The organism is Limnothrix sp. HT2024 (genome assembly GCF_059138625.1).
The window spans coordinates 2,448,642-2,464,434 of the sequence record NZ_CM181121.1 but is presented as its reverse complement, the minus strand read 5'-3'; the positions used below and the strand labels follow the sequence as shown (position 1 = coordinate 2,464,434).

Here is a 15,793-nt window from a genome sequence, read left to right as displayed (position 1 = left end):
GTCTGGCTGAGGGGTCTGGCTGAAGGGTTTGTCTGTTTTTCAATCTGTTTTTTGAATTTTTCTGAGGAAACTTCCCATGAAGCCTGCATCTCCCCTGTCTCTGTCGGTTTTGTTGATGGCGATCGGCTTGTTGGCCGCTCCCGCTGGCGCTGAGTCTGTTCCACCGGAGCCGCTCGATCGCTTCCGCAGCAACGCCCCCGCCACCTCGGTAGAGTCCTGGTTGGCCCAAGCCGATCGCCCGGCCACCGTCACTCGTGTGGTGGTCACAGCTCTGCCCGATGAGTTGGAAATTGCCCTGGAAACCCCAGCCGGTCAGTCCTTGCTGATTGATGCGAACCAGTTTCGGGCTGAAGGCAACCAACTGATCGCCGAGATCAACAACGCCAGCTTGGTGCTGCCGGAAGGGGCGGAGTTTAACCAAGCCGATCCCACCGCCGAAGTGGCCTCGGTGCGAGTTTGGCAGGTTGCGCCCGATCGAATTCAAGTAGTGGTGACGGGTCGCAATGGGTTGCCCACCCAGGACGTGACCTTGGCCACGGGTGACTTGGCCTACAGCCTGAACGTGGATGCCAACGCACCCGAAGAAGAATTAGTTGTGACGGGGCAGCGATCGCCCAGTTACCGGGTTCCCAATGCCTCCAGCGCCACTGGGACGGACACTCCAATTTTGGAAACGCCTTTCTCGGTGCAGGTGATTCCCCAAGCCGTCCTGCGCGATCAGCAAGTAATCAACATCGAAGATGCGTTAAACAACGTGAGTGGCGTGGCTTTTGCTGGCAGTAATGGCAGCCGGGAAGCCAGTTTCAGCATTCGCGGATTTGGCAATCAATTTTCCACTGGGGCCCCTCTATTGCGCGATGGGTATCGCATTTATGGCGGCTTCCAAGCCATCCCCGAAGTGGCCAACCTGGAACAAATTGAAGTGTTGAAGGGGCCGGCTTCCATTTTGTATGGGCAAATTGAACCGGGTGGAATTATTAATCTGGTGTCCAAACAACCCTTGGATCAGCCTTTTTATGAAGCAGAATTTCAAGCTGGCAGTGATGAGCTAGTCCGTCCTCGAATTGACTTCAGCGGCCCCTTAACCAGTGATGGCAGTTTGCGCTATCGACTGAATGCCCTTTATCAGCATCGATCGCCTTTTCGGGACTTTGACACTGATATTAATCGATTCGCGATCGCCCCAGTTTTGGCTTGGAAAATCAGCGATCAGACTGATTTGGCTCTCAATTTGGAATATATCCACCAAAAGGGGCCAGCAGACTTTGGAATTAGCCGATTTGGGGATGGCGTTGCGCCTGTTGATCGGGAATTTGTGATCAACAACCCCGATGACTCAATTACCACTGAATACTTGAATACCGGCTATCAATTTGAGCACCGCTTCAGTGATAACTGGAAAATTCGCAATGGCTTCCGCTACATCAACTACACCTATGACTACAGCGTTATAGCCCTGCCGATTATCGTGAATGATGCGGAGATTACTCGCTTTTATGCTGATCAAGATGGAGACGATCGCTCCTACACATCTCAAACCAGCGTTGTTGGGAACTTCAAAACGGGATCCCTAGAACACCAAGCCACCATTGGTTTTGATCTCAACTACAGCGAGTTCAAGATCGATACAGTTTTCGACACGGCAAATCCTTTAACACTGAATATCTTTGACCCAAACTATGAACCCCTTCCCAAGCCCGATCGCTCGGAGATTGCACCCTTCCAAGATGACATCACAACGTCCACTCGGTTAGGGGTTTACCTGCAAGATCGCATCAAGCTAACTGATAACCTGTTGATCATCGCCGGGTTGCGTTACGACACGATCGACAGCGAAACCGATCAGAAGCTGACCGATGAGAGCAGCAGCTTTAATGCGGATGCTTGGACACCCCGCCTCGGGATTTTATATCAACCAATTCCCGAATTGGCGCTCTTCGCCAGCTATTCCCAATCCTTTCGACCCACGACGGCCACCAGTTCCAGTGGTGCAATTTTGCCTCCGGAAGAGGGCGAAGGATTTGAAGTGGGTGTGAAGGCCGAATTGTTCGATCGTCGCCTGCTGGCCACCCTCACCTACTTCGACATTGCCAAGCAAAATGTTGCAGTTTCGGATCCCGCAAATCCTCTCTTTTCCGTGGCTTCCGGTGAACAACGTAACCGAGGAATTGAGCTGGATCTGATTGGGGAACCATTACCCGGCTGGAAAATTTTGGGTTCCTATGCCTACATCGATGGGGAAGTTACTGAAGACACCGATGAAGCCTTAATTGGTAATCGGCCGGCTGGTTTGGCAAAGCATAAAGCCACCCTCTGGACAAGCTATGAAATCCAGTCCGGTTCCTTCAAAGGATTGGGCTTTGGGGTGGGGTTTGAATATGCGAGCGATCGCTATGGAAACTTAGCCAATGACTATCGATTGGGTGACTATCTGATTGGTAATGCAGCAATTTTCTATCAGCGAGACAACTATCGCTTTGCTTTGAATTTCCGCAACTTCACCGATGAAAACTACATCAAAGGGGCCACTGGAAACGAAGGCGGTATTGAAGTGGGTTCACCCTTCACGGTCACAGGGTCAGCTTCAATTCGGTTCTAAGTTTCGTATGAAGCGCTTGCAACCATTGTGTTGATCTCATCCCCGGTCTTCATGAGGCCAATGTTCAAAAAATTTTCCCTGATTACTCCTTGAATTCCCTTAGAACATTCCCATGAACTCTGCATCTCCTCTGTCTCTGTCGGTTTTGGTGATGACGATCGGCTTGTTGGCCGCTCCTGCTGCCGCTGAGTCTGTTCCCCCGGAGCCGCTCGATCGATTCCGCAGCACCGCCCCCGCCACCTCGGTAGAGTCCTGGCTGGCCCAAGCCGATCGCCCGGCCACCGTCACTCGTGTGGTGGTCACAGCTCTGCCCGATGAGTTGGAAATTGCCCTGGAAACCCCGGCCGGTCAGTCCTTGTTGATTGATGCGAACCAGTTTCGGGCCGAGGGCAACCAACTGATCGCCGAGATCAACAACGCCAGCCTGTCCTTGCCGGAAGGGGCAGAGTTCAACCAAGCTGATCCCACTTCTGAAGTCGCTGCCGTGCGGGTTTGGCAGATTGCGCCCGATCGAATTCAAGTGGTGGTGACGGGTCGTAATGGTTTGCCCGTCCAGGACGTGACCTTGGCTACGGGTGACTTGGCCTACAGCCTGAACGTGGATGCCAATGCGCCCGAAGAAGAGTTGGTTGTCACGGGCCAGCGATCGCCCAGTTACCGGGTTCCCAATGCCTCCAGCGCCACTGGGACGGACACTCCAATTTTGGAAACGCCTTTCTCGGTGCAGGTGATTCCCCAAGCTGTCTTGCGCGATCAGCAAGTAATCAACATCGAAGATGCGCTGACCAATGTCAGCGGCGTGTCCTATGCCGGGAGTAACAGCGGTCGGGAATCGACGGTTAGCATTCGCGGATTTGGTAACCAATATCCCGCCACGGTCTCGATTTTGCGAGATGGCTATCGGCTTTATGGTTCCTTTCAAGCGATTCCGGAAGTGGCTAACCTTGAACAAATCGAAGTGTTGAAGGGGCCAGCTTCCATTCTATATGGGCAAATTGAACCGGGTGGCATCATCAACCTGGTGTCCAAACAACCCCTCGCCGAACCCTTTTATGAAGTCGAACTTCAGGGCGGCAGCAATGAATTAATTCGTCCTCGAATTGACTTTGGTGGCCCGCTGACGGCAGATGGCAGCTTGCGCTATCGGCTGAATAGTGTTTATCAGCACCAAGCCCCTTTTCGGGACTTTGAAACTGATACCAATCGCTTTTCGATCGCGCCTGCTCTGGCTTGGAAAATTAGTGACCAAACGGATTTGTCTCTCAACCTTGAATACATTCACCAAAAAGGGCCGTCTGACTTTGGTCTGAGTCGATTTGAAGATGGGGTCGCACCGGTCGATCGCGAGTTGATTATTACGGATCCTGAGGACTCCATTACAACGGACTATTTCAGCACCGGCTATCAATTTGAGCATCGATTTAGCGACAACTGGAAAATTCGCAATGGCTTCCGCTACATCAGCTATGACTATGACTACAGTGTGGTGGCGCTTCCCCTGACTGCCAACGGCCCCAGGGTCACTCGCTTCTATGCTGATCAAGATGGGGAGGATCAATCCTACAGCTTGCAAACCAGTGTTGTGGGTACTTTCAAAACCGGATCGATCGCCCACCAAGCAACTATTGGTCTTGATCTGAATCGTAGTGAATCGCGAATTTCTACGCTGTTTGATCGCTCGAAACCGTCAATCATCAACATTTTTGACCGCAATTATGATGCGGTGGTTCGCCCCGATCGCTCTGATCTACCCCCTTTCAATGATGACCTGACCACTGCCAATCGTCTCGGATTTTATCTTCAGGATCAAATTAATCTCACGGACAATTTGATCGTGGTTGCCGGTCTGCGTTACGACACGATCGGCATTGAAACAGAAGATCAATTGGGCCGTCGCGAAGGCAACAACATTGAACTGAGTTCTTGGACACCGCGCCTCGGGATTCTTTACCGCCCGATTCCTGAACTGTCGCTGTTTGCCAACTATTCGCAGTCATTTCGCCCCACCACTTCGACCGGTGCCGATGGTTCAATCCTGAAGCCTGAAGAAGGTGAAGGGTTTGAGGTGGGCGTGAAGGCTGAATTGTTCGATCGCCGCCTCCTGGCCACCCTCACCTACTTCGACATCACCAAACAAAATGTGCCGGTGACTGATCCAGATAACCTGCTCTTTTCGGTTTCTTCAGGAGAGCAACGAAATCGCGGAATTGAGCTTGATTTGATTGGTGAACTGTTGCCCGGCTGGAAAATTTTGGGTTCCTATGCCTATATCGACAGCGAAGTTACGGAAGATACCAATGAAGCGCTGATTGGAAATCGACTGTATGGCATTCCTGAGCACAAAGCCACTCTTTGGACGACCTACGAAATTCAGTCGGGTTCCTTCAAAGGACTGGGCTTTGGGGTGGGGTTTGAATATGCGAGCGATCGCTATGGCAACCTTGCTAACGACTACAAAATTGGAGACTATTTCATCGGAAATGCTGCCATTTTCTATCAGCGGGATAACTATCGGTTTGCTTTGAACTTCCGAAACTTCACGGATGAAACCTACATCAAATCCACGGTGGGAAGCAACACCGGTCTCGAAGTAGGTACACCTTTCACGGTCACTGGATCGGCTTCCATTCGGTTCTAGTTTTAGAGGATGCCTGAAAAGCCAAAATTGCTACTCTGTCCGCCCCGGTGATCGACCTAGACAAGGGGCTTAAGCCCCTTGCCCCCACGACAATTGATGCTTAGCCCGTGCTGAAAGTTACTTCCCAGATATTCTCTTCAGCCTCGATTCTGGAGTTGATTTCTGGTTTGTCATCTTCCCTGTTCTAGCCATAACCGATGCTTGAATCAGCGTTTCAAGCATGACTCAAAACGTTCTTCAAACCCAACCATGATCATGAACAAAACCTACGCGATCGCCCTGCTGACCTTGAGCTTGATCACCGCTTGCCAATCTGCCCCAAACCCTGAAGCGTCTAGCCCTGCCAGCCCTGCTGCTGTTGAACCCGCGAGCAGCCCTCAAGCTACCGATGCTGCGGTCAATAATGCTGCGGCCAATGACAATACTCGGCATTTTGATCAAGCCCTTTATGCCCTCGCCTATCCCGAAGTGAATAAAGAGGTGAAAGCCGGTAAATTTGCTTCTCCCCTCGCCCACTATCAAGCCGTTGGACAGTCAGGAAAAGATGCCAACGGCGAAGACATTGCGGGCTTTTTTATGGGCACGGGTGGCAATGACACCATTTCGGGTTTTGGCCATCACCCTCACATCTCAGGTGTGGCGTTCGAGATTGTGGCTGACAAGGGCGGCGAGTTGCCAATTCGCCCTAAAACTTTGGGTCAAGGGGAAGTCGATCGCCTGGTGGGTCAACCCGGCTCCGAGGATGAATTTATCCTGGGCAGCTTGATCACGACCGCTAATCCCAAGTCTGAGACTTTTTATGTGGGTAAAGGGGACGCAGACTACGCCCAAATTGACAATTTCAAACCCGGTGAGGACACGATTTTGCTCGCAGGTAAACCGGAAGATTACACCCTTCAACCCCAGGATAAAACCCTGCGTATTTCAACTAAAAGCGGTGATTTGGTGGCGATCGTGCAAGGGGTCGATCGTCTCACGGTGGGTGATGTGGTGGCCGATTACGGCATTTTCATCTTGAAGTAGATTTTCAGGATTGATTTTCAACTAAATCGGAACCCGAGGGGACTATGCAAGCTCGCCAGATTCGATCGATCCTATTTCCGCTGCATCGTTATCTGGGCTTAGTCGTTGGCCTAATTTTGATCGTTGTGGGTATAACGGGAAGCTTGCTGGTGTTCTCCCACGAATTGCAAGATCGGCTGGTTGTTCAAAAATTTGGCGAAATTGCCCCCCAAGAAACCCTGGTCAGCATTGACCAAGTGTCCAATGCTGCCCAAACCTTTGCTCAACAGTTATCGGGTTCCATGGTTGAGGGTATTTTGTTTCCTCAACATCCTGGCCAGCCTTATCAAGTTCGCCTTTGGCAGAGTAATCAGCTCATTCAGCTTTTTATTCATCCCTACAATGGAAAAGCGCTAGGAACCCTATCAGCGCAAGATAACTGGATGAATTGGACTTTCCGTCTGCACTATCAATTATTAGCCGGCACTACTGGCTTGATTATTGTGGGAATTTCGGGTTTCTTAATGACTATTTTGGGCATTACTGGCATTGCACTTTGGCCCGGTTGGCGACGGTTGGCAGCGGGTTTCAAAATTAAGTGGAATACTCACCCAAAGCGACGCAATTTTGATCTTCACAAGGTTGTGGGTATCATTGCCGCTGTTTTTTTAGTGCTGACCGGATTCACAGGGTTTTGTTGGAATTTTTATGCCCAATCAACGGCGGTCATTAAGGCAATTACCTTCACCCCTGCGGAGCCGGTTTGGCAGTCCAAGGTGTTGCCCAATCAAAAACCCTTGCCCTTGTCGGAACTGGTGGGGCGATCGAACCAAGCATTACCCGGAGCTGCCACGACTTTTATCGCGCTGCCCAGAACACCGGATGGAGTGGTGCGGATTGGCAAGCGCCAGACCCACGAACCCAGCTCCTACGGCCAGAGCAACGTGATTCTGGATGCCTACAGCGGCCAAGTGTTGCGGGTAAATGACAGTCGGCAGGCGGCCTTGGGCGATCGCATCTTGAGCAGCTTTGGACCGCTGCACTTTGGCACCTTTGGCGGTTTGTGGACGCGCTGGCTTTATGTGCTGGTGGGCCTGTCCCCGATCGCCTTAATGTGGACGGGCGTGAGGATGTGGCAGTATCGCAAACGCCCCAGCGCTCCAGCCCAACCTCAACCCGATCTCCCCAGCCCCTGACTCCCATTCACCGCCCCGATCGCCCCCTTTGCAAAAGTTTTGTCCTAGAGAAGGGTTGCTTCCCGCCCAAGTTGGCGATAATGGGAAAACCATTGCTAACTCAGCGCAGGAGCCGCGCCCGCATGAGCAACACTGAGCCACTTCCCGCAAGCAAGCTGGTTCAATGGTGGGAATCGCTCTCGCCGCTATCACGGTTTCTATTCTTTGCCCTGGCTGCTCCCCTGACCGTGCTCAATGCCTGGGCCTTGGCCACGATTTTTGGCTACTTCCAATCATTGCTGGGGGTGTTGTTGGTCACGGCTTTGCTGGCCTTTTTGCTGAACTATCCCGTGAACTGGCTAGCGGCCAAGGGTGTGAAGCGAGGGCTGGCCGCCGTCGTGGTGTTTTTGGTGGCCCTGTCGATCGTCATTGGTGTGGGCGTGACCCTAGTGCCGCTGGTGGTGGCCCAGGCGCAACAGTTGGTGGCGCGGCTGCCGGAATGGATTGACTCGGGCCAGCGCCAACTGATGATGCTGAATGAGCGAGCCGACTTGTTTGGTTTGCCCATCAGCTTAGATGGCGTGATTTCCCAACTGAACGATCGCCTCAAAACCGAACTCCAAAGCATTGCCGGCCGCACCCTCAACTTGGCCCTGAATGTCACGGTGGTGACGGTGGTTCGGTTGTTGGATGTGGTGTTAACCATCGTCCTCACCTTCTATTTGCTGCAACACAGCGAAGAAATTTGGGATAGCTTGATTGCTTGGCTACCCGATCGGGTTCAGCAGCCCTTTTCCCGCACCCTGCGATCGAGCTTCCAAAACTACTTCATTGGGCAAATCCTCACGGCCACCTGCTTGGGTCTGGGGCTAACCACCATGTTTGTGTTGCTCAAAATTCCCTTTGGCCTACTCTTTGGCCTCACCATTGGGTTGATGGCCCTGGTTCCCTTTGGCGGCTCAGTGGGCATTGGCACGGTGATCTCCCTGATTGCCCTTCAGGATATTGGCCTGGCCCTGCAAGCCTTGGCTGCGGCCCTGATTGTGCAGCAAGTGGTGGAAAACCTGGTGGCTCCTCGGGTGTTGGGCAGCGTGACGGGCCTCAATCCCTTTTGGGTGTTTGTGGCCATCCTCACCGGTGTGCGTGTGGGCGGCCTGTTGGGCGTGGTGGTGGCCGTGCCCATGGCTGTGTTGCTCAAGGAAGCCTTGGCCAATTTGCGGGCCCAAGATCCCACTCCCGGTGCTGTGAAATCTCTGCCCGAAGTGGAACCGGAATCACCATCTGTGGGTATTACGGCGGCGGCCCCTTCCCCGGTTGCGGAATGCGATTGATGTTTTGCATTAAGTCATCATTTTTCAAATCAAACTGATCAATTGGAGTCGCTTTAAAAGCAACGGTTCTGAGCGTCATTCAATAGCATTGATTGTGAAAAAGTCGGGTAGGCTAATTTGCTTGCTCTCTCAAGATTGAGATCGTAAAACTGAACAGAAGACCAATAGCCAAGCTTGTTATGTCCTGTTCAGTTGCCCTGATCCTGATTGGGTTCCAAAACGACTATTTTGCTGCCGATGGGATCCTGCGGTCTGTGATTGACCAGGCTGTCCCAGTCGATCGCATCTTAGACAGTACGGTACAAGTGGTGCGCGGGGCGATCGCCCATGGAGTCCCCACCATTGCAACCCCAATTTTTTTCACCCCCACCTATGAAGAATTGGTGGATCCCGTTGGTATCCTTAAAACCGTCCGCGACGTGGGAGCCTTCCAAGCAGGGCAAAAAGGGTCAGAAATGGTTGAGGCCCTCTTGCCCTTTCAAGATCAAATTTGGGTTGTGCCTGGAAAGCGGGGTTTAAACGCCTTCACGGGAACCTCGTTGCATGAGCTGCTCCAAAAACATCAAATCACCCAAATTGTGTTGGCCGGTGCGGTCACTTCCGTTTGCATTGACTCCACCGGTCGGGCTGCCCACGAAAAGGGCTATCGCGTGTCAGTTTTGGCCGATTGCACCTGTGCCAGAACCCAATTTGAGCAGGAATTCTACTTAGAAAATGTGTTTCCTCTTTATGCCAATGTAATTTCCGCTGAGTCCTTTCTTGAGTCTTTGGCGGATGTCTGAAAAGTGTTTTGAGATACCGAGCTAGGGGCCAGCAGTTGGCAAAGGCGCTTGAGCATCCTGTGTTTGCCGGTGACTGGAGCTTACAGAGTATCCATTTGGGCTTTTCAGACATCCTCTTAGGTAAAACAGGATAATGACCGATTTTAGTAAAGGTGATGAGCTAAACACCCAAATTCAATACCGACTTATTGAAAGGCTGGCGGAGTCAGAACGCCGTTATCGAACTCTGGTTGAGAACCTCAGTGAAATTGTTTTTAAGGTTGATCATTTGGGTCAAATCACCTTTTTAAATCCGGCTTGGACGAAGATTCTGGGGTTTCCCATTAACTCCTGCCTGGGTAAACCCTTGGCTCAGTTTATGGACGAAACCGAGCAAGCTAGTTGGCAAATGACAATCGCCAACTTAGATCATTGCGCCATTTTGCGACAGGAACTTCACTTTCGAGACCACAGTCAGCAAACAGTTTGGTTAGAAATTACGATTCAGCCCCGTGGTGCAGATGGTGAATTTTCAGGATCCTTAACGGATGTGACCGATCGCCACCAGGCTGAGCAATTATTGCAACGGATGAATACGGAACTCGAAAAACGGGTTGCCCAACGAACGCAAGCTCTAAATGCGGCTAATCAGAAGTTACAAGCCACGATCGAGCGGCTTCAGCAAACCCAATGCGAGCTGGTGCAGTCTGAAAAAATGTCGGGCTTGGTGCAGCTTGTGGCTGGGGTTGCCCACGAAATCAATAATCCCGTGAACTTTATTCATGGCAATTTGGAATATTTAGAAGAATATCTACAAACGCTGATTCAGTCCTTGGAAACGTATCAAGCTCAGAATCTGGAAACCACCGCTACGATTCCATTACTCACAGAACCGATTGATTTGGATTTTTTGAAAGAGGACTCTCAAAAAATCATCAACTCGATGCGAACAGGGACGCATCGAATTCGGCAAATTGTCTTGGATTTACGCAATTTCTCGCGAATTGATGAATCTGAGTTGAAAACCATCAGTGTGCATGAAGATATTGATGGAATTTTGAAGATCCTAGGCTATCAACTAAAAGCAAAACTGCAATCCATTTCGATTTCAAAAAACTATGGTCAATTACCTTTAATTGAATGCTATCCCCGATATTTAAATCAGGCATTGATGAGCATTTTGGAAAATGCGATCGATGCCATTGAGGAAGCTGTTAAAAAAGTAGACTCAAAAATTATTATGCCCAGTAGTTCCACTTATTTTGGAACCATTGAAATTAATACGTTTGTCTTGGATAGCCAATGGGTTGCGATCGAGATTTCCGATAATGGTATTGGTATTCCGTTGCTGATTCAGGGCCAAGTTTTTAATCCTTTTTTTACGACAAAGGATGTGGGCAAGGGAACCGGGATGGGGCTGGCCATTAGTTACCAAATCATTACGGAAAAACATCGGGGGAAACTCAGTTTTCGATCGCAATACGGCCAGGGCACAACTTTCACGATCCAAATTCCAATTCAGCAAACCAATTCGGCGGATTCGCCCGCGCAGGAGTCGGCGAATTCCCAGCGCTAGGCCTAGGCTTTGGGGGTGGCAAGCTGGGCCTGGAGGGGGCGGGCATTGCTTCCCAATCGGGTTTGCAACTCGGTGAGCAGGGCGGGGGCGATCGCCTGGGGTTCTGGCAACAGCAGCCAAGTCACCCCTTCAGAACAGGGGGGCGTGGTGAGGGAGCCTTGGTAGTGGTAGAGCGATCGGGGAATGGGGGGCAACAGGTCGGCGGGGTTCCCTTGCCAAGCGCGATCGAGGCTGGTTCCGAGGGCGATCGGGGCGCGGGCTAATAATTCTTGTAACAGTTGGGGGGCGGCCTGCGGGGGACTGGCGGCCTTGGTTGGGGCTGCGGCCGTTAACCAAAGACCCAACACCAACAGGCCCCCGGCCCGATCGCGATGGACAAAATGCACTTCTGCGGGGAAGGTGCGGCCAGCGCGGTGATGTTCGCTGGGGTGGTGAAAGTGGAATTGCAAGAGGTCATAGGGTCGATCGCCCAGATGCAGGATGCAAGCGCCGGGCGGGCAGTCCACCAAGATCGATCGCCCCGTGTTGCGGGCCGTCAGGGGCGCGGATTGGTAATCCAACCGCAAATCCACGGGCCCAAGCTGTTCCTGGGCGGTCAGGTCGATCGGGGATTGGCGCTGACCGAGGCCACAGGTCGCAAAGGCAGGATCCAACTCGCTCCAGTGGTTGGGGCCGGTGGGGCCGTCATAGCTCCAACGGGTGGCGGCTCGAACGGGGCGATCGCCCAATCCCGCCCAACTGCCAAGGGCCCCGCCCAGCGCGAGGGATCCTTGCCACAACCACTGACGACGTTTCATGGCTTGCTCTTGACTTCCGAATGGCCCGATTTCTAGTTCCCGATTCCCAAGGTTCAGGAACCAGCGTTCAGGAACCGGTTCCCAAGCAAAAGGAGCGATCACCGGGGCGATCGCTCCTTCTAGGATAGGCAGCGGATCTAGTCGTCGTCGAACTCGTCGAGGGGCGCTTCCAAGTCGTCCGGCTCATGGAGATCCACAAGATCCGATTCTTCCGGCTCCTCAGCCCCGTAGCCAAAGGTCAGATCCGAATCATCGGTGTCGTCCTCATCGTCCACCAGCGCATCAAAGTTGGACTCGGCCCCGCCACTGACGGCCACCAAATCAATTTGCTGGCGGTAGTAGTCCACGCCGCGCACTTCCACTTCCACGCGGCCCCCGAGGGCATATTGGCGGCGGCTCTTGCGACCAATCAACATTTGTTGGCGCGATCGATACTCGTACCAGTCATCCTTCAGGGAGGACACATGCACCAGCCCTTCAATGCCCAAGGCCTCTAGCTCCACAAAGAAGCCGTAGGACTGCACGCCCACGATCGGGCCGCTGAAGGTTTCGCCAATCCGGGCCCGCATGGCGGCGGTTTTGCGGAGGCCGTGGCTGTCGGCGGCGGCTTCTTGGATCAAGCGTTCCCGATCGCTTAGCAGCCAGGCCGCGCTGGTGATCGAGGCTTCCAACTCCTGTTGATCTTCCGTGGGCAATAGATTCCAGCCGATCGCCCCATGGCAAGAACTGTGGTGCAAATTCACGCCTTCTTTGCTGCGGGCTGTGCGTCGATCGCGTCCCTTGGCAAAGAGGGTGTTCAAGCTCCGTTGCACCAACAGGTCTCCGTAATGGCGGGTGGGTGCATTCAGGGTGGTGTAAACCGGCAGGGCCAAACCAAAGTGGGAGCGAGGTTCGTGGCTGTAGGCGGCTGGCTTCAGGGCTTCCACCAACAGACGATTCAGGATTTTGCGGGTGTCGCTGTCGGTGGCCTGTTGCAGCCACTGCTGCACATCGTGGGGGGTCACCTGATCTGGCTGCTCCAGGGTCAGCTCCAAGCCCAGGTTGCCGGCCAACCGCAAGGTTTCCTGCACATCCCCGGGACTGGGGGCCGCTTGCACTCGATAGAGCGTGGGCACTTGCAGGGCTTGCAGATGGCTGGCGACCACGGCATTGGCGGCGATCGTCACTTCCGCTAACAGGACACGGGCCGTGGGGGCAATCCCGATCGGGGCGATCGGCGCACCGGGCACATCCTCGCGATCGAACGAGGTCAGCCCTCGGTAACCACTCAGATCAAACCCACCTCGGCTGAGCCGCTGGCCCCGCAGGGCCGCCGCCAGGGTTTTCAGTTGGGTCAACAAATCCCCGATCGCGGGGGCTTGGGGCAACTCCGGATCCGCCTGGTTGCCGTCCAAGAACGCATCGAGCTGCGCTTCCGTTAGGGTGGCATCGGCCCGCACCACGCTGGGATGAATTTCAAACTCCAGTAATTCACCCTGATCATTAAAGGTCAGCAGCACGGAAGTGGCCAGGCGATCGCACCCTAGACCTAAGGAACCATGGCGCGCGTAAAGATCCGCCGGGAACAGCGGCAACCATTGGGCCCCCAAGTCGGCCGCCACACCCCGCCGCCGGGCTTCGCGATCGAGCGGTGAATCCGGTTCCACATAGTGAGCCACATCGGGCACATGCAGCCCCAACCGCATATGGCCCGCCGGGTTGGTTTCCAGGGTAATGGCGCGATCGATCACCGGGGGCAACTCTCCGGCCGTGGCGGTCACCGTTGCCACCGTCAGCAGCGATCGTAAATCCAACCGTCCTTGAATTTCGCTCGCCTTCAAGCTGTCCACCGGAGCCGGTAACGCTGCGGCCGCCGCCAAAACTTCCTCCGGGAAGCTTTCATGTAGCCCATATTTACAGACCACAATGTCCGCCGGAGCCGCCGCGTCCGCATCGGCTCCCAACACCTTGATCACGCGGCCCAAGGGCGGCAACTGCCCGATCGGATAACGGACAATCTCCACGCTCACCAGGTAGTTGACGATCGCGTCCAAGTCCACCCCGCTGGTGTCCAGTTCCACTCGGAACAGCAATCGATCGTCCAACGGAGCCGCCCGAAAAATGCCGTCCTCCCCCTTTTCCACCCGGGCCAACAGAGACGAATTCGCCCGATCGAGCACCAACTCCACATGGCCCTCAGGACTGCGCCGCCGACTGCGACCGCCGCCCTCTTTGATCACCTTCACCAACACTCGATCGCCATTCCAGGCATGATTCAGGTGACATTCCCGCACATAGACATCTTCCGCGTCGTCGTCATCCTGAATGGCAAAGCAAAACCCCTTGCTAGAGCAACGCAGCTTGGCCTCAAACATGCCCTCCTGTTCCAACCGGCGATAGCGACCGCGCTCCTTATTCAAAATCCCCAACTTTTCCAGTGCGTCCAGGGCAATCTGAAGCTGGCGATTGCCGCGTCCTTCGCGAGTGCCCAACTTTTGTTCAAGAACCTTTGGCGTGAGCGACTTTTCTGAGGTAAAGCTCGCGAGTAGGGAAGCGATCGAAAATTCCATGAAGCGCGTCAACCTCCGGGCACAGAGAATGGGATGGGGCGAATGAGGCGCGAGCGACAGCCATCACAGTGCTGCGAACAGCATTGTTGAATGCCATGAACATTAACCGTACTGACGACGATCCCTATGCCTCTGGAGCGTTGCTGGTCGGGGCCCGTCGCATCGATCGGGCGGGAAATCCACAAGCGTCACTCGAGCTAGGGCCGGAAGGGTTCCGCATTGGGTGCTGCAAGATCTTGAACCGGCAAGATCGAAGTTGCAGCGCTGTGGCATTGGGAGGGGGTGGTCGATGGGAACCCTCGTCCAAAGACACTCCAAACACCAAATCAATGCAGGAACACACTGGAGGGAGCGGCTGCGCTCGGGCCCATCTACGCTAGAGCGTGGCGTGCACCTTGTCAATCATTGACATGCGGGTTACCCTAGCCGCACGATCGCCGCCATCCCCCCGTTTGCCCAGCCTGCCCACCTAACCGAGATCGGTTTGTGCCATGTTTGCCGAATTCCGTGCCCGTTATCCCAACGGCAGCCTCACATCCGAAATCATTGAAGTGAACCAGGGAAAATTTATTGTGCGGGCGGCCGTCACCCTGGAAGGCACGGTGTTGGCCACGGGGTTTGGCGCTTCGGAGCAACTGGAGGAAGCCGAAGATCGGGCCCGGTTGCGGGCCCTGGAAGCGGTGGGCTTGTTTTTGGAGCCGGCCGATCGGGGGCAGGCCCAACTGATCAGCAGCACCCCCACTTACCAGCTTCCGGCCGCCTTGTCCGTGGTGACCCCAATTTCGACCCCGATTCCGGCTCCCCTGGCTGCGCCGATGGTTGAGACCGCGCCGATGGTTGATGTGGTTGGTGACCGATTTGATAATCGATCGCCCGAGCGATTTGACGGCCGATCGGGGGTTGATCCAACCCTGGAATCCACATCGCCCGGCTATGAGGATCTCTACGAGGTCGAGCATGGGGAGAGCGACCCCTTGCCCACCATGGAACCAGAATGGCCCCCAGAGCCGGAGCCAGAGCCAGCCCCGGCTCCCGCCCCCAAGCGATCGCGCCGCGCCGCCAGCCCACCTGCGCCCACCCCTACCCCTGTGCCCACACCGGCCCCCGCGCCCGCGCCCACGGACTTATCCGATGCGATCGCCCAAACAGACGTGCTGATGAAGCGTTTGGGCTGGAACAAGCAACAGGGCGTGGAATATTTACAGATGGCCTTTGGTAAGCGCACCCGGGCCCAACTGACCGATCGGGAACTGTTGCAGTTTTTGCAGCACCTGCAAACCCTGGCCGACGACCCGGACTTTTAGCGCCCGACTGGCCGGGCTTGGGGCCGAAAGGCCATGAGCTATAACCAGGAAACTGGCGAGA

At 54.3% G+C, this 15,793-nt stretch carries 10 protein-coding genes; 8 read left to right on the top strand and 2 right to left on the bottom strand.

Going from position 1 to position 15,793, the window contains the following annotated elements:
* Positions 1-76: 76 nt before the first annotated feature.
* From AC2IAX_RS09810 to AC2IAX_RS09780, 7 genes are all read left to right on the top strand, one after another.
* Positions 77-2,599 (top strand): TonB-dependent siderophore receptor, encoded by a 2,523-nt coding sequence (locus AC2IAX_RS09810; RefSeq protein ID WP_494387350.1) that lies wholly within the window; start codon positions 77-79, stop codon positions 2,597-2,599.
* Between the two features lie 112 nt (positions 2,600-2,711).
* The gene (locus AC2IAX_RS09805) at positions 2,712-5,237 is read left to right on the top strand and encodes a TonB-dependent siderophore receptor (protein ID WP_494387349.1); all 2,526 of its coding nucleotides are present in this window, start codon (positions 2,712-2,714) and stop codon (positions 5,235-5,237) included.
* Between the two features lie 255 nt (positions 5,238-5,492).
* Positions 5,493-6,260 carry a hypothetical protein gene (locus AC2IAX_RS09800; protein ID WP_494387348.1) on the top strand — a complete coding sequence of 256 codons (768 nt, stop codon included), beginning with the start codon at positions 5,493-5,495 and terminating at the stop codon, positions 6,258-6,260.
* A 44-nt stretch (positions 6,261-6,304) separates the two neighbouring features.
* Entirely contained in the window at positions 6,305-7,435 is a 1,131-nt protein-coding gene (locus AC2IAX_RS09795) for a PepSY-associated TM helix domain-containing protein (RefSeq protein WP_494387347.1), read from the top strand.
* 122 nt (positions 7,436-7,557) lie between these two features.
* A complete protein-coding gene (locus tag AC2IAX_RS09790) occupies positions 7,558-8,745 on the top strand; it encodes an AI-2E family transporter (RefSeq protein ID WP_494387346.1) in 1,188 nt (395 codons plus the stop codon).
* Positions 8,746-8,924: 179 nt separating this feature from the next.
* A complete protein-coding gene (locus AC2IAX_RS09785; protein WP_494387345.1) occupies positions 8,925-9,527 on the top strand; it encodes a cysteine hydrolase family protein in 603 nt (200 codons plus the stop codon).
* A gap of 133 nt (positions 9,528-9,660) precedes the next feature.
* A complete protein-coding gene (locus AC2IAX_RS09780) occupies positions 9,661-11,082 on the top strand; it encodes a PAS domain-containing sensor histidine kinase (RefSeq protein WP_494387344.1) in 1,422 nt (473 codons plus the stop codon).
* 2 nt (positions 11,083-11,084) lie between these two features.
* On the opposite strand, the gene AC2IAX_RS09775 is transcribed toward AC2IAX_RS09780, so the two are convergent.
* Positions 11,085-11,981 carry a carbonic anhydrase family protein gene (locus AC2IAX_RS09775; RefSeq protein WP_494387343.1) on the bottom strand — a complete coding sequence of 299 codons (897 nt, stop codon included), beginning with the start codon at positions 11,979-11,981 and terminating at the stop codon, positions 11,085-11,087.
* Positions 11,982-12,016: 35 nt separating this feature from the next.
* Positions 12,017-14,428: a ribonuclease R family protein gene (locus AC2IAX_RS09770; protein WP_494387342.1), complete on the bottom strand. Its 2,412-nt coding sequence runs from the start codon at positions 14,426-14,428 to the stop codon at positions 12,017-12,019.
* A 491-nt stretch (positions 14,429-14,919) separates the two neighbouring features.
* Here AC2IAX_RS09770 and AC2IAX_RS09765 point away from each other — a divergent pair, with 491 nt between their 5' ends.
* On the top strand, positions 14,920-15,732 hold the full coding sequence (locus tag AC2IAX_RS09765) for a slr1353 family protein (protein ID WP_494387341.1): 813 nt from the start codon (positions 14,920-14,922) through the stop codon (positions 15,730-15,732).
* The last annotated feature ends 61 nt before the right edge of the window (positions 15,733-15,793 follow it).